Consider the following 19,664-nt stretch of genomic DNA (forward strand, 5'->3'; position numbering starts at 1 on the left):
CCTGGAGCTGCCGTTCACACGGTCGGCTGTGTGCGGGGGGGGCGGGTGTGCAGTCGGCTGATGAGCGGCTGCGGGTCAGGAAGCACAGACTCCTCCGAGGTGCCGCCGGTAGTGGGACAATGTCGGAGCGCAGGACCTGTGCGGTCGCTCGGGCATCAAGGCTGGTGCGCTTTCCGCGGCGGCCGTAGGCGCGGCTGTACTCCGGGAAGGAGCAGCGGCGTGCTCACGATCGCATCCAGGTGGCGAAGGCATCGACGAGGCCGGTGTAGAACTGTTCGCCCGGCACCGAGCCCGGGTTCTTGCTGGCGTCGTAGAAGGCGACGTTGGTGAAGGTCGCTGAGGCGGAGGCGTTGAGGTTCTTGTAGAAGGCGAGCTTGCCGCGGCCGAATCCCACGAACAGCCAGAACACCCCCAGGGATGCGGTGTTCTGCAGGAGGGAGCGGACTTCTGCTTTGTCCCAGGGTTCGTCCCCGACCTGGGTGACGATGAAGGCGGGGTCAGCCGCGCCGGATTCCTGGTAGTGGCTGACCGCGCGGCGCATCGCGTCGGCGACATTGCCCCAGCCCCAGTCGACTTGCGTGTGCAGCTGCCCGATGCGGCCTCGGTAGTTGTCCAGGCGGATCTCTTCAAGGAACGGCTCGCGTCCGCTGGAGAAGACCACGGGCACGGTGCCGTCATCGTCCAGGTTGGCCGACAAGGCAAGGACCCGTTCGGCGAAAGCCTGGACCGCGAAGGACTCGTACAGCTCTTCCATGTGCCAGTCGTGGTCCAGGATCAGATATACCGCTGCCCGCCGACCTGAAATCCCTCGGTTCACGAGAGCCTGGCCGGCCTGTCGTGCGGGATCCAGCAGGGCAGGAGCCTGCCGTTCCACCTTTGTCAGATCCACCGTTGCTGGCGCAGGAGCAGAACGCGTCTGCGCCGGTAGTGGTGTAGAGGGCGCAGCGGCGGGTTCTGGGTCGACGTCGACGCCGTAGTCCATGGCCAGCCCTGACAGGCCGGAGGCGTAGCCCTGACCGACGGCGCGGACCTTCCAGCCGTCGCCACGCCGGTACAACTCCGCCAGAACCACGACGGTCTCTCCCGCAGCGAAATCCGGTGCGGTGAACGACCAGGCAGGCGCACCGTTCTGGTTGATCGTCAGTTGGGGTGCATGCGTGAAGACGGCCCCTGGCTGCAGCGGATCAGCGCTCGCTACGATCACCACCTGGTGCACGTCAGAGGGTAGGCGGGGCAGGTCAGCGGTGACCGCCGGGCCGACGACCGACACACCGTCCTGTGCCGGATGATTGTAGAAGACGAGGTCGTTGTCGCTTCGGACCTTGCCATCCGGTCCGAGCAGCAACGCGGACACGTCTACCGCAAGCCCCTGCACTGCCATGGACAAGACCGTCGACGCCGTCGCCAGTGCTGTGTTCTCGCCCTTGCGCAGCGATGTCGTCTGCATCCCGTCCTCCTTGATCAGTGGAAAGACACGGTAGTCACCCACACGCCCAACTGTCGCCGCTTTGATCGGAATTCGCCCCACCAGCACCCGCCGAAACGGTGCAGTCTGTGGGCTCTCGACTTTCCTGCGCGGTATTCGGGGGCATGTCGTCCGGGACGCATCAGCCTCGAAGGACGGCTCATCTGTCCGCAGGTTCACGGCGGGCACGTCCCAGCTCCGTGCCCGCCGGCCTGGCACAGCCAACACGCTGCGGCCCGACGGGCATTGCGAGCATGCGTCCTACGCATCGGCATGGACCGCAACGTCGCATCCCTCGGCCGCCACCACGAGGATTCCTTGCTCGTCACCGGACGGCAGTGAGGCGCGGCGCACTCGGGTTTCCCACTGCGCCGGCCACAAGGTCGTTGCATCCCACAGAATTCCCTCCAGGGGCACGTCATCCAACTTGGCGTTGGTGAGGTCTGCTCCGACGAAGTCGTTGCTGGCCCGCTCGACTTCTGCGACAGCCTTGACCAGCGCGTCGGCGTACTCGCAGCTTTGGACTAGATCGTCGATGAGGTCCTGGGCTACTACCTCGACACCGAACAGGTAGGCGCGTCCGGTCGTCACGAGGGCGGCGACGGAAGGAGCCAGTTCCTCGTCCACGAGTTCCCGGATGCTGTGGAGTTCATCGGCGAGGCGCTCGGCCGGATCGGCGAGTGCGGACTCGACTGCGTCGAGATAGTCCAGGCCGGTGACGGCGGCCTGGGACCGATACGGTGCAGGCCGCAGGGACATGCCCTCCAGGTGCTCGCGGAGTTGTTCCACCGCAGTGTCGGCGCGGCTCAGCGGCTGCGTGCTGTCGCCCGCCAGTTCACACAGGTCCTCAACGATACGGACAGCGGTGCGCACCGCATCTGCCAGGTTGAGAGGCCAGTAGTTGCGGACCAGCCGGAGTGCCTCTTCGCGGTACTTCACCCGGATTGTTGCAGGGCGGCGGGCCAGGGGGCCCCGGGTGCCCAGACGTGCTTGGAGGGCGGAATCGCGCTGAGCGGCATAGGCGTCCCGGGACAGACGGCGGCTGACAGCCGTCCCCGTGGCGCGGTGGGTGGCAGCCAGCAGGCGGTCCAGTGCAAGGTCCGGGGTACGCAGTTCGGGCGGCCCGCCATGGGCGTTGAGGCGGTCGACCACGGCAATGCCCAGTTGCCGGTGCGCGCTTGTCAGCAGGGCGTCGAGGCGTTCGTTCTCTTCCGCTGCGCGGGACTCGCTGCCCATCACGCCTTCCTCCTCTCAGTGGTGAACCGGCCCTCGAGCCGCATGCCTTGCCTGAGTGCGGCTCTCGCGCGGGCCAGGTTCTGGCGGACGGCCGCCTGGGTGGCGCCCATGGCACGTGCGCTTTCCTCAGTGGTGAAACCATCCAGATGCCAGGCCATCGCGGCACGTTGCTTGGCCGGCAGTTGATGCAGTAGAGAGATCACCTGGCGTTCCTCCTCCCCTAGTTCGGCGGCGTGAGCCGGCGTCTGCCAGCGCAGGCTGGGCTGCGGTTCCGGCATGTCCGCACAGGTATCTTCGAGTTTCACCTGCTGGCTCACCCAGAACCGCCAGGCCACCGTGCGCAGCCAGGCGCGGGGGTAGGTGATCGTGACGCCTGGCGCGCACATCTGAGTGAAGGCGTCCTGCGCGGCATCCTGGGCCTCTGTCCAGGATGCTCCTTGCAGAAGCAGGAAGCGGACCAGAGCGGGATACTGCTCGTCGTGCAGGGCACCAGCGAGCTTGATACCCGGCAGCGGGGTGGCATCTGCCTCCAGCGGCTCGGCAAGGTGCAAGTCAGTGCTGACGGAGTCGTCCACGCTCGCCACCCCCACTCCGGCCGGCGGGCTCCGCCTCGCGGCCGCCGCGGTAAGGGACGGATGTTGCGGACCGCCCGCTGATGCAGCGAACCCGCTCGGTCTGTGCCGCCTCACTGATGCGCGCTATCTCCACGGAGACGTTCAACCTTCGCTGAGCGATCTTCACTATGGCGTTGATGACACTGACGGCCACGGTCACCACCGCTGCGGTGATCACAGGCTCCATTCCGCACCTTTCCCTCTTCCGTACGGGCTTTTCGCCCGCTCTCACGCGCCCCGCCACCTCAACAGTGCGATTTCCCCTAGGAGTTGTGACATTTTCCTGGTCACGAGGCTGCACCGCATGGAAGGAGGCTGTAGAGGCAGGGCGGCAGCACACCGCCATCCGAATGGGTGCGCCTTCTGTGCGCGCCGAGGACAGGCGTCGGACGGGAGGGCTGTGGCAGGAGACGGAGCGCCGTGGGGGTGATCCGGTGTATGCGGGGCAGCGGTCTGCCTCCGGTCACTGATACGGCCAGAACTCGTTCGTCATCACTTTCATCTGGTGGAGCAGCCAGACGCGCCCAGATTCACCCGGGCCGGCTTGTCTGGTCTGCTGTCGCGCCATTGAGTGCCCCGAGCACGCACAGCGTCTCGCTGCACAAGGCCAGTTCCGACACTCCCGCCTCGGCTATCGACTGATCCCGTCCGCGCCGAGGGAGCCATCCTCATCCGTGCAAGGGGGCAGCAGGCAGCTGCAAAGTGCCCGTCACTACGGAGGCGGCAGGACCCAGTGAAGGTCTTCCGTATCGGCGGAAATCCGCCACGCGTTCAGCAGCCCTGCTGCCGTCATCTGCTGGAGTACGTGGGGCAGTTCCTCGAGTTGGATACCGCACTCGTGGGCTGTCCGGTCGGCTTCATTCAGTCCGTGGCCGGTTTCAGAATGGGTGTGTGCCGCGAGATAGACCATTACTACTTGCGGGAGCGGACCGAGTGCCCCTGCCTGATCCCGGCAACTGGCGCGCAGCGCCCAGTCGGCTGCGTGACAGCGGTCGGTGCGGGTGGGCGCCTGGCCGAGCAGCGCGGCGTCCAGTAGTAAGGCAACGATTTTGCCGGTGGCGCGGTCGGGGATCCGGCGCAGCCATCGCGCTTGTTCCAGTTCCTGCCAGGGGGTCGGGTCGGAGCCGAGCCGGAGGCTGCGCAGCAGGCCCGCGGGAAGGCTGACCTGCATGCTGGCGCTTATGCGCAAGGCGCACTGCAGGGCGATAAGCCGGGTGGCGGGCGAGGTTCCGGCCGGGAGCGCGGCAGCCAGATAGCTGAGCATGTCCCGCACTCTGGTTTGCCTGTCCGGCTCGCTGCGCCGCTGCCGTCGGCGGCGAGGGCGGAGGGTGGCTGGCGTCTGTCGGGGTGCGGGCAGGGCGGTGTCCGGTACGACGGCGGCGTGGGCGGTCGCTGCGGCGCAGGCGGTGCAGGTGTCGGTGAGTCGCCATACGCGGCCGCCGTGTTCGCAGGCGAGGAGCAGGCGGATGGGGCCGGCGCAGCCGCGGTGGCGGCGGTGCCAGTGGCAGCCGCGTTCGTGGCACTGGCAGGTCCTCAGGTGGGGCGGGAGGGTGTCGCTGCGGGCGTGGCGTGCGAGGTGGGCGAGGACGGCCGCGCGGGCGGATACGGCGGGGATGGGGCTGGCGTCGCGGGGGCACTGCCGGCAGGTGAGAACGAGTCCGCCGGTGTGTGGGCGCAGCTCCACGGTCCAGGTGCGTGGGGTCGTGGGGCATGGTGCGCGCAGCCTCATGGGCGGGTGGCCCTCCTTGTCGGTGCCTCCGCTGGTGTCCGTCCGGGAAGGGGCGGCGGCGGACACCGTAGTGCAGACCTCTGCCCTTCAGTTTGTCGCTGCCACCTGGGCAAATAGGGCAGAGGTCTGCACTGACAGGGCAGGGGTCTGCACCGTCGGATGGTCGGGTGACGATCTTGCCGCCCGATCCGGACCTCAACGCGCTGCGGCTGGAGCTCGCGCGCCTGCGGGCGGTGCGCGGGTGGACGTATGACGAGCTCGCCGCCCGCAGTGGCCTGGCCAGGCGCACGGTCATCGAGATCGAGCAGGGCCGCACCATCGGCACCCTGAAGACCTGGCACGCCCTCGCGCACGCCCTGGGGACTCCGTTCGAGCAGCTCTTCGGCACGCTGTGCCACGACCACGATCTTCCCGGCCCCGCCGACGGCTGACGGCTGCCCAAGGGCTGCCGCGGATCACCTGATGCAGCGACGGCGAACCGAACGTTCAGGCGCCTGTTCGCACACCCGTAGCCTCATAGAGGGCCGACCGGGCGACGTGGCGGCGCCAGTTCCGCGCGTGCGGCGTGTTGGGTGGCAGGTTCACGCGTATGCGCTCCACTCATTCGTCTTCTGCCCGGCACTGGGACGGCAGCCCCGTCGCCGTCCCAGTGCATCGTTCTTTGCGGGTGAATCCATGCGGCACCACCCGGCTGCTGCGCTGCGGCCAGCACGGCCGTTGCCGTGAGTGCGGCAACCGGATCGAGTGGTACCACCGCAGCGGCCCGCGGATGGTCCGTCTGCACCCGCGCGAACTGCCCGCCGCCCGGGTACCTGCCGACTGCCGCTGGCACGTCAGTTCCGGCATCGCCCACCCGGCCGGGGACGGCAGCAGCTGGTGCCGCATCCCGCACGCCCTGCTCTGCCCCGCCCGGGACGCCCCCGCGGCAGCCGGGCTGGGAGCGCTGCGCAGAGCGCTCGCGGTGAACACCCGGCGCCTGATCGACGCCGGCACCTTCGTCCCGCCCGCCGCCCCGCCGGACGGGACAGCGGCGCGGCGAGCGGTGTGCCGCCCGGTCCGGCCTGTGGTGCAGTTGCTGTACGTCCGCTATCTCGCCGCCGGCCCGGTGGAGGACATCCAGTGCGTGGCCCTGACCCGGCGCCGCGGCCGCTGTACCCGCCCGGTCCTCGCCCCCAACATCCCGGCCGGCACCTGGACCTTGATGCCCGCCACCTCTGCCACCGGCCAGCTGGCGCTGCCCGCCGACGTGATGGCCGTCTACGACCTCAGCGCTCTTTCCTACGCCGAGCAGCTGCGCTGGCGCGCCCAGCACTGCCCCCAGCACGCGGCCACGACCACGGCACCCGACCTGACGGTGCCGGACTGGGAGTCCTTCGACCCCCTCCTGCACCGTGAGCACATCCACACCCGGCTGCCCACCCGCAGCCGCCCCGGGCCCTCGGGCCGCACGCGGAAGGTGGCCCGGCCGTGACACCCGTGACGCGACACCATGCCGTCGAGATCCTCCTGACCCGGCCCCTCTCCCCCGGTGAACTCAAGCGCGCCCGGCGGGCCGTACCGCTGGCCGCGAATGCCGACCGCACCCGGCTGATGGCCGTGCAGGACGCCCGCAGCCCCAGCCGCGCCCTGCACAGACTGCGGCGCCGCCTGGACTCACGGCTGCCCATCGACGTCCTGAGCACGCACTACCCGGACTGCAAAGGGCAGGTGCAGCTCAATATCGCATTCAGCCGCAGCGATGATGCCGCCATCCGGAAGGCCGCGGCCTGCCGGGGCCAGCGGCCCGGGGAGTTCCTCAGCCGGCGCGTGACCGCGGCCCTCGCCGAACAGGAGCAGCAGCGCCTTCGCGCACAACAAGCACAGGCTGAAACGACGCCTGCGCCACAAATCTCATTGAGGTGCAATGCCTTGAGTGCTACTCGTCGTCAACGTCTTGATCAGCTAATGGAGTTGCTCGCAACCTGCACTCACCGGGAAGACCGTCTCGGCGCTCACGTCGCCACCACCGGCCCCTGACCCGGGGGCCCGCCGTTGGCAGGCCACCGCCGGGGTTCATCACCAGGTGCCGGTGATCAGCCAGCCCTGGGCTACTGCGCGTACCGTTCCAGGTAGATGGAGGTGAACACGGCGACCTTGGCACGCAGAGCCCATGGGTCGAAGGGCTTGCTGATGTAATCGACGGCGCCAGCGGCGTAGCCGCGGGCCGAGTGCTCCGCGTCGACGCCCATCGCGGTCAGGAAGATGATCGGGACGTCGCGGGTGCGGGGGCGGCGTTTGATGTGGGCGCAGGTCTCGTAGCCGTCCATCTCCGGCATCTGCACGTCCATGATGATGACCGCGAAGTCGTCGTGGTCCAGCAGAGCCTTGAGGGCTTCCCGGCCGGAGGAGACGGTGATGAGTTCCTGGTCGAGTGTGGACAGGACCGCGGTCATCGCGAGCAGGTTGTCCGGCTGGTCGTCGACGACGAGGATCTTGGGCATGCCCTGTGGCGTCGCGGGCAGTACAGCCGCCGGAGCAGCCTGCTCGACGGCGTCGAGCTGGCGTTCGAGCAGATCGCAGCGGTCCTCCGCCGCGGCACGCTGGGCCTGGGCCTTGTTGAGGTCCGTCCGCAGGCGTTCGACTTCCTGCTGGAGCTCGTCACGCTCGGCGATGAGGCCCGAGATATCCGGGTGTGCCGCCGCAAATTCGTCTGCCCGCTTCTGCTCCGTGATGCGGTCGGCCTCGAGCTGGTTGAGCCGTGTCTCGAGGTCGGCGATGCGCTGAGTCCGGTCCAGCAGCGCGTCGCCCAGGACGTCGCCGCGGATGCTTGACCGCCGGGAGACGTGGTCGGCGTCGGCGAGTTGCTGCTCGAGGATCTGCACGGCGTGTCTGGGTGAGGACGCGGCGTCCACAGCCAGTCCGTACAGGCCTCGAACGAGTTCGATGGCCTCGGTGGTGACTGCGGTCCCCCGGTGTTCGGCAACGTCCGCGAACAGGTCGTTGATCATCTGCCACGGCGGTAACCGGGTGCCGTTGAGATAGCGCGAAACGGTACCCGGGTCGATTCGACGGCGCGCGGCATACCGTCGGACGGACACCTGCAGACCCTCGAACAACTCCCGCAGGGCCAGGGCCAGCGCGCGTGAGGCGTCGTTGAGGTCCTCCCCCAGAGGCCGCAGCTCAGCCATCGCTTCCCTCCTCACCGGCACCGGCCCCAGCAGGAGCCAGCGGCGGGTGCGTGGGCCTGTCAGGGGCGATGAGGCGGTTGAAGAAAGGGACGGAGATCCCCACGACGGCGAGACCCGCGAGCACACTGCGCGGCGCTGCTTCCCCCGACCACGCCGTGAGGGCACCTGCTGCCGCGCCGGCGAGCACAGCGAGCAGGAACACCAATGCCGATCTCAACGACAGCAAGGAGCGGTCCACCACGAACTCCGATCATCCAACCCACCGCAACGGAAGGGGACTTGCCCCCAACGGATTGCGGGGGAAAGTCCAGAATGAGGGAACCGCAAGGTGTTGCAGACCGTGATCGGCGGACAATCGCGGCCAGATGTTCGGCTGCAACACCCCGCGGCCTCCGCAGCGAGGAAGAGCGGCTGGTCACGAGGCCGGTCCGGTAGAACGTTGCCTCATGTTGCCGTGCAACGGTGCCGGCTCCGGCAACACCGTCACACAGCCGTGAAGTGACCGCCGCCCGGGCACCGCCGGGCAGCGAGCGATATCCGCAGCACGGGGACCGGCTGCACAAACCGGTTCCGGGGGGGGCCGGTTCAGGTCGCCGGAGACCAGCACAAGAGGCCGCTGGGGCTGTCGGAACGCGCAAGCCCCGTTCACTCACCCGACCACCGCACGCAGAAACATCCGGGCAGGACGTGCCCCCAGCCCCTGACGACCTGCGGCTGGGTCGGAGCCTCAACTGCTGCGGCTGGGCTCAGTTGTGGTAGCGGATGTAGCCGTCACCGTCGCCGTCGGATCCGCTCTTGGTGTAGGAGTGGACGTCAGCCCGGCTGCCGGAGGGCTTGTACAGATAGATGGTGTCGCGGTCGTTGTTCCACAGGAAGTTGCAGTTGCCGCGATAGACCACGTTGTATTTGTCGGAGTCGCTGCCGTGACCGCCGCGCAGCTTCACGTAGTCGCCGGGCTCCAGGTAGTGGTTGCCCGTGAACGTGAAGCGGTTGCCGGTGGCGTCCTTGACGACGTAGCCCTTGAGGTTCACGGTCGCCGTGGAGGAGTAGTTCTTCACTGTCAGGTACTCGGCGGCCGTGTTGCCGGTGGAGCAGCCGTTGGAGTCCCTACCGGGTGCGTCGTACTGGACCCCGCGGACCTTGAGCGCCGAGCTGTACTCGGCCGCCTGTGCCGATACGGCGGGAACCAGGGCAGCAACAGTGCCAGCCGTGACGGCTACGGCCTGGATGGAACGCTTACGCAAGAGATGCTCCTCAACAGTGGAACGAACGGGTGCTGCATGTGAAGGACTGCTCAGTGCCTGCGGCAGTTGCACACCAAAAGAGCTGTCACCCATTCGAGTGGCGGAGGTTGGTTCGGTTCGACGAGTGCCGGCGCAGCCAGCCACGCCGTGTGCGCCTCCGCGATGCAGGCGACTTCGACCGCTTCGTGGTCGGCCTCCTGCTTCGGTGCTTCGCCAACGGCGGTGGGCAGGATGAGATCCGTGCCCAGGATGCCTCGCGCCTGCTGATGCCATGGACGAAGGAGTGCATGGGCGCACACGGCTGGTCTTGGCAGGGGGCATCATCTGCCGCGCGGTTCGAGTGTGCTACCAGCCGGTCAGGTCCACGAGGAGATCACAGTGCCACACAAACGCAGAGTCCACGTCAGCGAACCGACGGAGACTCATGAACGAACGATGTTAGACGGCGTTCTATGTGGTGATGGTTCGGTGAGCCATGTATGGGGGTGAGGTATGTGGAGTACTGCGGCCCCTGCGCGGTGTTCCCACGTTGACCGGGCCCTGGAACACTTGAATCACCGGGACCACGAGGGGAGTTCGCTGTGGCGCGAACGTTGCGGTGGGCAGTGGCGGCGACTGCGGTGGTCGTGACCTTCGGAGTCGGACTGTGGCTGACCGGCTCAGTTTTCTCCGGCTGGCTGCCGCGCGGTGAGGCCGAACGCTGGTCGGTCGCCGCCGCCTTCGCCACCGTTGCCGCAGGAGCGGTCGGGGCTCCGCTCGGCTGGTGGGCCGGGCGCGAGACGCGGACAGGAGGCCGGGTGGTCCAGCGGGCGACGGCGAGGGACGCTTCACGGACGGCTCAGATCGGCGGAAGCCGAGGGGGCACAGTCTCACGGGCACCTGGTGACCTGGAGCAGCATGCCGAATCGTCGGGCACCGCGCGCATCACGCAGATCGGCGGCGATCAGCGCACCGGTGGGCAGTAGCCAGATGACGAGAGAAAGACGGCGTGACCACCGCGCAGAACAGCACGCGCGCACCCAAGGAGCAGGGCGTATCCAGCAGTTCGCCGGCGACCAGTACAACATCATCTCCACGGCTACAGGCCCGGTACCGCAGGCAACGGCCGCGCTTCCGGTCCCACCGGCGCATCTCGTCGGCCGCACGTCCGAGGCCGAGAAACTGCTGGAGCTCCTTGATCCCGCAGGACAGGGCCCTTCGGCCGTCGTGGTCTCCGCCGTGTCCGGACTTGCGGGCATCGGCAAGACCGCATTGGCGCTTCATGTTGCTCACGAGGCGGCGATCGTACGCAACTGGTACCCCGGCGGAGTGCTCTTCGTGAATCTGCGCGGTTACGATCCAGAGGGCCAGGTCACGGGCGGACAGGCTCTTGCCGCGCTATTGCGGGCACTCGGCGTGCGTGACAAGGATCTGCCGTCCACGACCGACGAACAGGCGGCCGTCTACCGTTCAGAGCTGGCCCGCATGGCCGACCAAGGCCGACGCGTGCTGCTGGTGGCGGACAACGCCTCAACGACCGCGCAGGTGAGCGTCCTGATCCCCGCGCGTCGCGAACACCGATTAGTGGTGACCTCTCGTGACATCCTCGCGGCCCTCCCCGCGCGCCAAGTCGGCCTGCACGAACTGGCGCCCGGCCCTGCCCGGGAACTCATCAGCGACAGCCTCACCCGCGCGCGCCCTGAGGACCCCCGTCCTTCGCGCGAGCCTGAGGCGCTGGACGAGGTCGTGCGACATTGCGGCAGGCTTCCGCTCGCCCTGGAGATCGCCGCGGCCCGCCTCACCGGCGACCCGGGCCTCTCCCTCGCCGCTTTCGCGACCGAACTGGCAGACAGCCAAGGCCGCCTGGAGCACCTGAGCTACGACGACGGCGGCCACTCCCTCGCTGTACGGGCCGCGTTCGAGGGCTCGTACCGTCGTCTGGACCCCGCACAGGCTCTGCTCTTCCGTCTGTTATCCATCAATCCGGGCCCAGACCTCGCAACGGACACGGCCGCAGCTCTGATCGGCCGCCCGGCCCGGGGCCTGTTGGCGGACCTCGCCCGCATGGCCTTGCTGAGCGAGCAGCCCGTGGGCGCAGAGCGGTGGCGGATGCACGACCTGATCCGGCTTTACGCGGCGGAACTGGCGGAGGATGACGACGCGAGGGTTAGGGAGGAGGCGGCGGATCGCTTGCTGGAGCACTATGCCATGACGTTCGAAGCCGCGACCGCGCTCCTGGTGGACTCCCCGGAGGAGCATAGCCGTCGGCGGTTCGCCAGCCGCGGTGAAGCGCTCAGCTGGCTCAAGGACGAGCGCGCGAACCTCACCGCTGTCGCCCAGACCTTCGCAGTGAGCCACCCGAATGTTGTGGTCCGCATCGCTTTTGATCTCGTGCATCGTCTCTTCCAGTGGCGCTACTTCGACGACGGAACCGCCGTGGCGGAGGCAGCGTTGGCAGTGGCCGACGATCACGGAACGGCGAGCGACAGGGGTGGACTCCACACCATTCTCGGCATGGCACTGTTCGGGGCCGGGCGGCGGGCGGAGGCTGTCGCCGCGACACAGGAGTCCATCAGGATCTACCGGGAACTCGCCCGGAAGCGACCTGACGCCGAACCCCTGGTGGGACGTTCCCTCGCAAACCTCGGCTTCCTGGAGCCCGATCCGGAAAAGCGACGGGCGGCCGCAGAGGAGGCGATCTCCATCGGACGCCGATGGAGACGCTGGGATGACCCCGTCCATCCGCATGTGGAACTGGCGGGAGCGCTGCACAACCTCAGCGTTGCGCTCACGGACCTGGGCCGGCACGCAGAGGCCGTCGCCCCCGCTCAGGAAGCAATGGAGATCCGAAGACGCCAGGCACAGGTGGCCCCGGGAGGCTTCCAGAGGTACTTTGCCGACCTGTTGATCCATCTCAGCGCGAAGCTATTGGAGGCCGGCCGACCGGAGGATGCCGTGCTGCGGGCCGTGGAAGGCGTGGATGTTTTCGATCAGTTGGCCGCAGAGGATCCCAGGGCACACGAACATGCCCTTTGCGAGGCCGTCGCGCGGCTCGGGCTCGCCTACGTCGCTGTCGGGCGCACCGCGGAAGCTCGCGAGCGCCACACACAGGCAACGGCGATGGCGGCGCGACTCACAGAGAACGCCGAGGTGAACGCGGCACTGACCGAACTCACCCACTCACTGCTACCCACTGCCGAGAGACGCGGGCCATGGCACCGCATCACCTCATCACTCTGGGGCAGACGAAGTCTGTGATGCCACGCAGCACGAGCAGGCCGCCCGAATCACCGACTGATATTCCAGTCTCACTTCGCGATCTTGTCCCGGACGCAGTTGGGAACAGGGGTAGCCACCGCGTGATCATCGGGGGTTGTGTGGACTCCTGAAGATCGTGTGGTGGCCGCAGGCCGTAGCGTAGACCCTGCCCGCTGGCAGGCGATGTTCGACCAGGCCACGGCTCGGATCATGGGCAAATTCAGGCGAGTTGAGCCCCTGAGTATGCCGATGAAGGGCAGCAACACCTGTCGGTGAGTTCTAGCAACAGCTGGGCGAGCTCAGTGCCGGAAGTGTCGATGAGTTTCAGCAACACCGCGGTCCGTTGTCCTGTCTCCGATAAGTCCGGGCATCATGCCGCATTGACCTGCGGTGCCCGGACTTGATGAGACGGGATTCGTCGGTGTGTCTCGCCCAAGTCCGGGCAGAGAGCCGCGTTCTCGCAGTCTGGCGGGTTGTGCTCGCCGGGGCTGTGGTGCTCAGGCTTCGAGAGCGGCCGAGTCGAAGCCGGCCGTGGTCAGGACGTCGGAGGCGACTCCGCGGCCGACCTGGGCGAGGCCGATCAGCAGGTCGTCGCAGTCGATGTGGTCGGAGCCGTTCTGCTGGGAGCGTGCCTCGGCGATGGCGATGGCCTTGCGGGAATAGGGCGTCCAGGCGATGCGCTCGGCCGCCTGGGAAGCTCCCATGCTCAGCCTGGTGCCGACGGATCGGTGGACCGTTTCCGGCGAGAGCCCGGCGGCTTGCAGGAGACGGGTGGCGCTGTTGTCCTCCGAGGTCAGTCCCCAGAGCAGGTGCTCGGTGCCGATGTAGTTGTTGCGGTGGTGCACCGCTGCTTGCTTGACGTGGACCATCGCCTGTCGGAGGTCGTCGGTCATTGTGTCGGGGCTGTAGCGCTTGTGCGGCGCATGGAAACGCTGCTGGACCGCCTGTCGGGTCACGCCCAGGGCGGTGCCGATGTCGGTCCATGAGGAGCCGTGCATCCGGCAGTGCTCGACGTAGTCCTCGACCAGGTCGTCTGCCAGCGCCTGCATCTGGCCTGCGAGTTGGGCGGCGACGGTGAGCAGAGCGAGCCAGTCGGGCTGTTCTTGTCCGCCGGGGCTGCGGTGCGCGGTGTCGCAGCGCTGGTCAACTTCCGCGATGAGATCGTCCAGGTCCGGGAGAGCCATGAGGCAAGTACGCCTTGACAATTTAGAATTGTCAAGGCGTACTTGCCTCGCGCTGATGGTGGGCGACGATCGCCCCCTGAACTCGGCAGCTTCTATGGATCGCTCGATGCGCAGCTCACTTGTCCGGAGAGCTCCGCGACTGCCGGACATCACAGAGGCAGGACATCTGTCAGGTAGCTGCTGTCTGCTCGGCTTTGCTCCGGGTGTGGGCGAGGTGGTAGGAGTCGGTGCCGGTCTCGATGATCGTGCCGTTGCAGGTGAGCCGGTCGACGATCGCGGTGCAGAGCCTGGGATCGGTGAAGGTCCTGGTCCAGCCGCCGAAGGACTCGTTGGAGGCGATGGCGATGGCCTTGTTCTCCTCCCGTTCCGTCAACACCTGGAACAGCAACTCGGCGCCGTGACGGTCGAGTTTCATGTAGCCCAGCTCGTCAATGCACAAAAGATCGACGCGCCCGTAGCGGGCGATGGTCTTGGTCAGCTGCTTCTCGTCCGCGGCCTCGACCAGCTCGTTCACGAGCTTCGTCGCCAGGATGTACTTCACCCGGAAGCCGGCCATCGCCGCCTCGGTGCCCATGCTGCCGCTCTGAATCTCTCCGCCAATGAGTACATCCGGCAGACGGTGGCCGACCGGGCTCTGTCCTTACACCGTGAGCAGGACGCCTTCCGTGCGATCGCGCAGCGGCGCGGCTGTACCGTCGAGGAGCTGCTGCAGCTCGGTTCCTTGACCGACGACAGCGGGTCTGTAAATTCATGACACTCCCGCTGAGGGCGGTGCGGTCAGCTGCGTTGTGGGGTGTGGCGGGTGGTGGGGTCGATGCGGCTGAGTACCCAGCGGATGAGGTCCTTGCTGAGGGCGAGGTCGGGGTTCTCCTCAAGTGCGTCGTGGAGGAGGACGGTGATTCTTGCCCAGTTCCGGAACGATCCGTGGCCAGCCATGTCATCGGCGTAGAGGATCAGTTCGGGTTGCGTACCAGCCCAGGTCTGCTGGTAGGCGGGGATGATGGCCTGGACTTCGGTCGGTGTGAGGGGGCTGAACTGGTACCAGTCGAGGATTCGGGAGTGCAGGGCCGGGTTGTTGAGAATCTTCTGCCGGGCGTTGCCGCTGCCGACGAAGATGATGGCTGCTCGGCGGGCGTCGTCGCCCCACAGGTTGCGGAAGTATTCCAGTGCCTTCGTCCCGAGTCCTTGCACTTCATCGATGAGCAGGACGCGTGGTTCTGCTTCGAGTGCGTCTTGGATCTGCTGGTCGCAGGGGCCGACGGACTGCGGTGGTTCTCCCGGCAGGTCGAGGCGGCGCCAGAGTTGGGTTCGGATTTCGTTCATGTTGGCGCCGTTGTTGTAGCGCAGCCGGACGGTGGTTTCGGGGGCGCGGCGGCGTAGGACGGTGTGGACGGCGAAGGTTTTGCCGAGGCCGACGTGTCCGTGGATGCAGACCATGGCGTTGTGCTTGATGGCCTTGAGGATGCGGGCTTCGGTTTCGGCTACGGCTTTGGTGGCCATGGCGTTGGCTCCGGTGAGACCCAGGTAGTGGTCCTGGCTGGGTGGGGGGAGCTGGCTGGGGCGGGGCGAGGTGGTGGGGGTGCTCACGTCTGGTCCTCGGGGGGTGTCGGCGGCTGGGGTGAAGGTGGTGTGTTGGGGTTGAGGGGGAGGGTCCATTCGGCGTCTGGTTCGGGCAGTTGGATGAGGTCGGGTAGTGCCTCTGATGCCGGGTCGAAGCCGTCGAGGGCCCGCAGGTGCTCGATGGCTTCTTCCTCGGGCATCACGTCCAGGGGCGCGGGCGGGGCAGGGCGGGTTGCGGCGGCGTAGCGGGTGTTGCGGTTCTTCTCGGCCTTCTTCAGCTGGGCGCGTAGGCGGTCGGCTTCGCGTCGCCGGGCTCGTTTGAGGATGAGTGTCTGTTCACGGGTCGCTTGTCCGGCCATGACGGCGGCGCCGAGGTGGCGGCCGGTTTGCGGGTCGTAGAGTTCGACGCGGTGGTCGTGGTGGGGGAGGTAGCGCAGGTCTACCTTTTCGCCGACGCGGCCGTGCATCCAGTCGGCGATGTAGTTGCGTTTGTGCCAGCGGACACCACCGTTGTTGATGGTCAGGGGCTTGCCGTGGCGTTCGAGGGTGTAGGTGTGGAGGTCTTCGGCGGTGACGGTGTCGATGAGTGCGGGGTCGGCATCCCAGGCTTGGCGGGGGGTCAGGCCTTTCAGGCTCCTGGGGGTGTTCTCGTGGTTCCAGTGGTGGACCCATTCGAGGACCTGGCCGACGAATGCTTCGAAGTGGAGCAGTGGCTGGTCGGGGTCGACGGGTTTTCCGCCGAGGAGGGTGGGTGCGTGGGTGTAGCCGGGCATGCCGGCGAACAGTGTCTTTTTGATGGCTCCGTTGACTGCTTCGACGTTGCCTTTGCCTTCGGGGCTGAAGGGGGGCAGGGCGATGATTTCGGATCCCAGGACGCCGAGTGCTTCCTTGACTGTGGCGCACAGGAATTCTCTGCCGCCGTCGACGCGCACGTACTGAGGGATGCCGCCGAACGGCCCGTGGTGTTCGTCGATGAGGACGGCATCGCGGATGGCGACCAGGACGGCTTCGCGGCTGGGGCGTTGCGGGGTGATGGCGAGGCCGCAGATGGCTGAGACGGCGGCGTCGATGAAGAAGGTGATCCATGGTTTGCGGATGTGGCCGTCGATGCGGACTTTGACGCTGGCTTCGACGTGGTCGGTTTCCCATGCGTAGTTGCGGTGGTGGCGGTCGCGTTCACCGGACACGTCATAGCGTCGGCGGGCCTTTTCGCCGCCGCGGAGGCCGGCGCGTATTCCGGGTGTGAGGGCTCTGTTCACGGCGCGGTGGAAGGTGGGCAGGGAGGGGACGGGGTGGCCGTCGGCGCGTAGTTCCCTCCATGCGGCGGTGGCGTTGCCGCGCCAGCGGGCCACCGCGTCGAGCATGAGCGGGGTGAGGACAAAGCAGGGGCGGCCTTGGGGTTGGTAGGTGCCGTTGTTGGCGCGGGCGTTGGCGAGCCAGCGGTCGACGGTGCGGGGGTCGACGCCGAAGGCGTCGGCAACACCGATGAGCCGGGAGCGGGTGAGCCGTTCTGACTGCTCGAGGGTGTAGAGGCGGTGCATGGCGGCAGCGCGCAGGGCGTTCTGGTCAGGGATTTGTGGCATGACGGATGTGTTTTCTGCTTGGGGTCAGGCGGGGACGAGTGAGAGAAGGCCAGCTCCGTAGGTCTTTGCCCTGCCGATGCCGTTCTTCAGTGCGTGGGTGAGGAGGCCGGTGTCGGTGATGCAGGCGAAGCCGTCGAACTGGGTCAGCTTGAAGTAGGGGGCCGAGCGTGCGAGGTGGGTGCGGGGGAAGGGCCTGGGGATGGAGGAGATGGTGACGGGTTCGAGTCCGGCGTCTGTGGCGCGGCGTTGCCACCAGGCGATGGCGTCGTCGCCGGTGAGGTGGGTGATTTTGCCGCGGCGTTTCCCGGTGACGGGGTGGGGGTTGGGGTTGCCTGCGGAGAGTGCGGTGGTGGGGGCTGCGGTGATGCGGTAGCGCATGGTGCGCCCGGGGGTGAGGGAGTTCAGCAGGGGGGTGAGGTCGAGGGTGCGTGCTGTGCCGTAGCTGGTGGGCAGAACGGTGAGGTCGGGTGTGTGGGCGGTTTGCACGAGAAGAGTGGGTCCGGTTTCTGTGCGGAAGAGCAGGCCGGCTGTGGCCCGGGGGGTGGGGCCGGTGTGGTCGGGGACCAGGCGCATGAGGGTCTTGTGGAGGCTGTTGACGTCGGCGAGGTCGGCTCTGGCCGCTGGGTGGTGGGGGTCGATGGTGATGCGGGTGAGGCTGGTCATGCGGGTTCTCCGTGCACGTACGTGGTGAGGGCGTCGATCGGTCGGGGTCCTGTGCAGAGGTGGACGGGCAGGAGCTCGGTAGTCATCCACAGGGGGCGTGGCAGGTGGCGTCGGGCATGGCGGGTGAGGTTGGTGGGTTCGCTGGTGCTTTCGCGGTCGGGCGGGGTGGCGGGGTCGGCGCCGGGGGGCGGGTGTTCCCAGACGAACGTGGTGGGCACCTGGGTGTCGGTGGAGCCGGGGGGCGGGTTACGGGTGAGGGGGGTGCGGGTGAGGAGTTCGTCGACGGAGTCGGGGGTGCCAGCGTTGAGGACGAGGGGTTCGTCGGGCAGGCAGACGCGGCGGCCGAGGAACAGTCCGAAGCGGGGCCGTTCGAGGGTTTCGGCGATGTGGCTGATGAGGAGTTCGGGTCCTTCGACGGCGACGGTGAAGACGGCGCCGGTGAGATAGTCGCGGTGGGAGACGAGCGTGGAGGCGGAGAGCTTGCGCCGGGTGCCGTCACCGGTGAGGAGGCTCTGGTCTTTGGGGTGGCCGCCGCCGACAGTGTGGAAGTCGCGGTATAGGGTGCCGGGCTGGTCGACGCGGATGGTGAGGGTCAGGTCGCGGTGGCTCGGGGAGGTGGTGTCGCCCGGCGCCCGCAGGTGGGGGTAGGGGTCGAGGGCGTGTTCTCGGGGGCGGCCCTGGGCCGCGGCGAACATGCCGATGAGTGAAGAGCGGGTGGGGAAGGCGCACGTGTCGCGGTAATGGAAGACGCCGCGTTCGCCGGAGGACTGCAGCATGCCTGCCAGGCGCAGGACAAGGCCGGTCACGGCCGACCTGCGGAGGCCGGAGCAGCGGTCGCGGCGGTGGCGCAGGCGGCGGCGAGGTCGTCGAAGGACGTGTGGTGGGTGCCGAGGTCCTTGATGGGCTTGGCGGAGGTCCCGGTATGTCCGTGGGCGACGAGGTGGCGGGTGCCGAGCAGGCGGGTAATGGTGGCGGCGTAGTCGGTGAGCGTCTGGCGGGCGGGGGCGGTGTAGCCGCCTTGGGGGGCGGCTTTGACTGGCTGTTCGAAGGCGGCACCGTAGGACACGGAGCGGCGGTCGCGGACGGCGTAGTGAACGAGGTCGGGGACGGTGTGCGGTGCGGTGGACGTCTTCTTGCCGCCCGGCATGCTCAGGATGAAGTGCCGGACGAAGAGCTCGACGAGGTTGTTGACCGTGTCGGCGGGGGCACCGGATCCGAGGTTGTGGTGGAGGTCGGTGATGTTGATGGTCGCGAAGCGGTAGAAGAGGCTGGTGGTCAGGAACGCGGTCTGGAGATGGGCGCTGCCAGGGTCTCCGTCCTGGGGCAGGTCTTCCACCGCGGTGAAGAAGTCTGGCTGCGGATCACTTTGGTGCACGGAGAAGGCGGGGGCCATCTGTACGGCTGCTTCGACGTGACCGGCGGACAGCTCGGCGAGCATCCGCCCGAACAGGTTGATGCTCGCAGTGCGGCGAGTGAGGTGCGCGGCGAGGTCTTTGGCGGGCAGGACCGCGTCGATCTTCTTCTTCGGGGTGTGGTCCGCGAAAGCTTCTTCGAGTTCGGTGCGGCGCTTTTCGCACAGGGCGACAATGTCGTCGATGACGTCCGTGGGGAGGTAGAGCATGGCCTGGGTGCGGTAGCCCTCCTTCTCGTTGTGCTTCAGGCCGCCCTTCTTGGCCGAGTGGACGATCTGCGCCGAGGCGAACGTGGCGAGGTCCTCGGGCCACTGGGCTTCCTGCAGTTTCCGGGCGACGAGAGGCGGCACCATGCGGGTGCGGGCGGCGTGCTCGTCCAGGTCCTGTTCGACGTTGAGGCGGATGGGGCGCTTCCATGCCTGGGGCGAGACGAGGGCCCGGATCGCGTTCCCGAAGGAGATGGTCTTGGGGTCGCCGTCGGCGTCGCGGTTGAGGTTCGCCGCGGTCACGGGGTGGAGGACGTGCAGGTCGAGAAATCGTGCCGGGGTGTACATGGGTGTGCTTCTTTCA

16 protein-coding genes and 1 pseudogene are annotated in these 19,664 nt (G+C 67.6%); 4 read left to right on the forward strand and 13 right to left on the reverse strand.

Annotated features, from left to right (window positions below; genetic code table 11):
* Positions 1-223: 223 nt before the first annotated feature.
* The 4 genes from PYR72_RS00700 to PYR72_RS42905 form a co-directional block, all read right to left on the reverse strand.
* Positions 224-1,489: a VWA domain-containing protein gene (locus tag PYR72_RS00700; protein ID WP_275453310.1), complete on the reverse strand. Its 1,266-nt coding sequence runs from the start codon at positions 1,487-1,489 to the stop codon at positions 224-226.
* Positions 1,490-1,726: 237 nt separating this feature from the next.
* Positions 1,727-2,701, reverse strand: a complete 975-nt coding sequence (locus PYR72_RS00705; RefSeq protein WP_275460309.1) for a hypothetical protein — start codon at positions 2,699-2,701, stop codon at positions 1,727-1,729.
* Positions 2,701-3,276, reverse strand: coding sequence for a sigma-70 family RNA polymerase sigma factor (locus tag PYR72_RS00710; RefSeq protein WP_275453311.1), 576 nt, complete (start codon positions 3,274-3,276; stop codon positions 2,701-2,703). Before PYR72_RS00710 ends, PYR72_RS00705 begins: the two co-directional genes overlap by 1 nt.
* Before the next feature lie 751 nt (positions 3,277-4,027).
* Positions 4,028-4,579: a hypothetical protein gene (locus PYR72_RS42905; RefSeq protein WP_343245506.1), complete on the reverse strand. Its 552-nt coding sequence runs from the start codon at positions 4,577-4,579 to the stop codon at positions 4,028-4,030.
* A 632-nt stretch (positions 4,580-5,211) separates the two neighbouring features.
* Here PYR72_RS42905 and PYR72_RS00720 point away from each other — a divergent pair.
* The 3 genes from PYR72_RS00720 to PYR72_RS00730 all read left to right on the forward strand — a co-directional run bounded on the left by PYR72_RS00720 (position 5,212) and on the right by PYR72_RS00730 (position 7,060).
* Entirely contained in the window at positions 5,212-5,475 is a 264-nt protein-coding gene (locus PYR72_RS00720) for a helix-turn-helix transcriptional regulator (protein ID WP_119581876.1), read from the forward strand.
* Positions 5,476-5,711: 236 nt separating this feature from the next.
* Positions 5,712-6,515 (forward strand): DUF6083 domain-containing protein, encoded by an 804-nt coding sequence (locus PYR72_RS00725; RefSeq protein WP_343245507.1) that lies wholly within the window; start codon positions 5,712-5,714, stop codon positions 6,513-6,515.
* A complete protein-coding gene (locus PYR72_RS00730) occupies positions 6,512-7,060 on the forward strand; it encodes a hypothetical protein (protein WP_275453314.1) in 549 nt (182 codons plus the stop codon). The genes PYR72_RS00725 and PYR72_RS00730 overlap by 4 nt, the downstream gene beginning before the upstream one ends.
* Positions 7,061-7,131: 71 nt before the next feature.
* On the opposite strand, the gene PYR72_RS00735 is transcribed toward PYR72_RS00730, so the two are convergent.
* Positions 7,132-8,211: a response regulator gene (locus tag PYR72_RS00735; RefSeq protein WP_275453315.1), complete on the reverse strand. Its 1,080-nt coding sequence runs from the start codon at positions 8,209-8,211 to the stop codon at positions 7,132-7,134.
* A 746-nt stretch (positions 8,212-8,957) separates the two neighbouring features.
* Complete coding sequence (locus tag PYR72_RS00740; RefSeq protein WP_275453316.1) at positions 8,958-9,455, reverse strand: lamin tail domain-containing protein; 498 nt, start codon at positions 9,453-9,455, stop codon at positions 8,958-8,960.
* Positions 9,456-10,424: 969 nt separating this feature from the next.
* Between PYR72_RS00740 and PYR72_RS00745 the strand changes: the two genes are divergently transcribed.
* On the forward strand, positions 10,425-12,692 hold the full coding sequence (locus tag PYR72_RS00745) for a tetratricopeptide repeat protein (RefSeq protein WP_275453317.1): 2,268 nt from the start codon (positions 10,425-10,427) through the stop codon (positions 12,690-12,692).
* Positions 12,693-13,189: 497 nt separating this feature from the next.
* Here the strand turns inward: PYR72_RS00745 and PYR72_RS00750 are convergent, their stop codons facing one another.
* From PYR72_RS00750 to cas7e, 7 genes and pseudogenes are all read right to left on the reverse strand, one after another.
* Complete coding sequence (locus PYR72_RS00750; protein WP_275453318.1) at positions 13,190-13,876, reverse strand: Clp protease N-terminal domain-containing protein; 687 nt, start codon at positions 13,874-13,876, stop codon at positions 13,190-13,192.
* A 169-nt stretch (positions 13,877-14,045) separates the two neighbouring features.
* Positions 14,046-14,453: pseudogene (locus tag PYR72_RS00755) on the reverse strand (ATP-binding protein); the annotation flags it as partial.
* 200 nt (positions 14,454-14,653) lie between these two features.
* A complete protein-coding gene (locus PYR72_RS00760; protein WP_275453319.1) occupies positions 14,654-15,463 on the reverse strand; it encodes an ATP-binding protein in 810 nt (269 codons plus the stop codon).
* Positions 15,460-17,019, reverse strand: coding sequence for a Mu transposase C-terminal domain-containing protein (locus PYR72_RS00765; RefSeq protein ID WP_275453320.1), 1,560 nt, complete (start codon positions 17,017-17,019; stop codon positions 15,460-15,462). The genes PYR72_RS00760 and PYR72_RS00765 overlap by 4 nt, the downstream gene beginning before the upstream one ends.
* 24 nt (positions 17,020-17,043) lie before the next feature.
* Entirely contained in the window at positions 17,044-17,682 is a 639-nt protein-coding gene (gene cas6e, locus PYR72_RS00770; RefSeq protein WP_275453321.1) for a type I-E CRISPR-associated protein Cas6/Cse3/CasE, read from the reverse strand.
* Positions 17,679-18,488 carry a type I-E CRISPR-associated protein Cas5/CasD gene (cas5e, locus tag PYR72_RS00775; RefSeq protein WP_275453322.1) on the reverse strand — a complete coding sequence of 270 codons (810 nt, stop codon included), beginning with the start codon at positions 18,486-18,488 and terminating at the stop codon, positions 17,679-17,681. Before cas5e ends, cas6e begins: the two co-directional genes overlap by 4 nt.
* Positions 18,485-19,648 (reverse strand): type I-E CRISPR-associated protein Cas7/Cse4/CasC, encoded by a 1,164-nt coding sequence (gene cas7e / locus PYR72_RS00780; RefSeq protein ID WP_275453323.1) that lies wholly within the window; start codon positions 19,646-19,648, stop codon positions 18,485-18,487. Before cas7e ends, cas5e begins: the two co-directional genes overlap by 4 nt.
* Positions 19,649-19,664: the final 16 nt, after the last annotated feature.

The organism is Streptomyces sp. VNUA24 (assembly GCF_029167005.1).
Taxonomy (GTDB): domain Bacteria; phylum Actinomycetota; class Actinomycetes; order Streptomycetales; family Streptomycetaceae; genus Streptomyces; species Streptomyces scabiei.

Coding starts and splice junctions, on each gene's coding strand:
- PYR72_RS00705 (WP_275460309.1), bottom strand. CDS start 2,701: ATGGGCAGCGAGTCCCGCGCAGCGGAAGAGAACGAACGCCTCGACGCC.
- PYR72_RS42905 (WP_343245506.1), bottom strand. CDS start 4,579: ATGCTCAGCTATCTGGCTGCCGCGCTCCCGGCCGGAACCTCGCCCGCC.
- PYR72_RS00735 (WP_275453315.1), bottom strand. CDS start 8,211: ATGGCTGAGCTGCGGCCTCTGGGGGAGGACCTCAACGACGCCTCACGC.
- PYR72_RS00745 (WP_275453317.1), top strand. CDS start 10,425: ATGACGAGAGAAAGACGGCGTGACCACCGCGCAGAACAGCACGCGCGC.
- PYR72_RS00750 (WP_275453318.1), bottom strand. CDS start 13,876: ATGGCTCTCCCGGACCTGGACGATCTCATCGCGGAAGTTGACCAGCGC.
- PYR72_RS00765 (WP_275453320.1), bottom strand. CDS start 17,019: ATGCCACAAATCCCTGACCAGAACGCCCTGCGCGCTGCCGCCATGCAC.
- cas6e (WP_275453321.1), bottom strand. CDS start 17,682: ATGACCAGCCTCACCCGCATCACCATCGACCCCCACCACCCAGCGGCC.
- cas7e (WP_275453323.1), bottom strand. CDS start 19,648: ATGTACACCCCGGCACGATTTCTCGACCTGCACGTCCTCCACCCCGTG.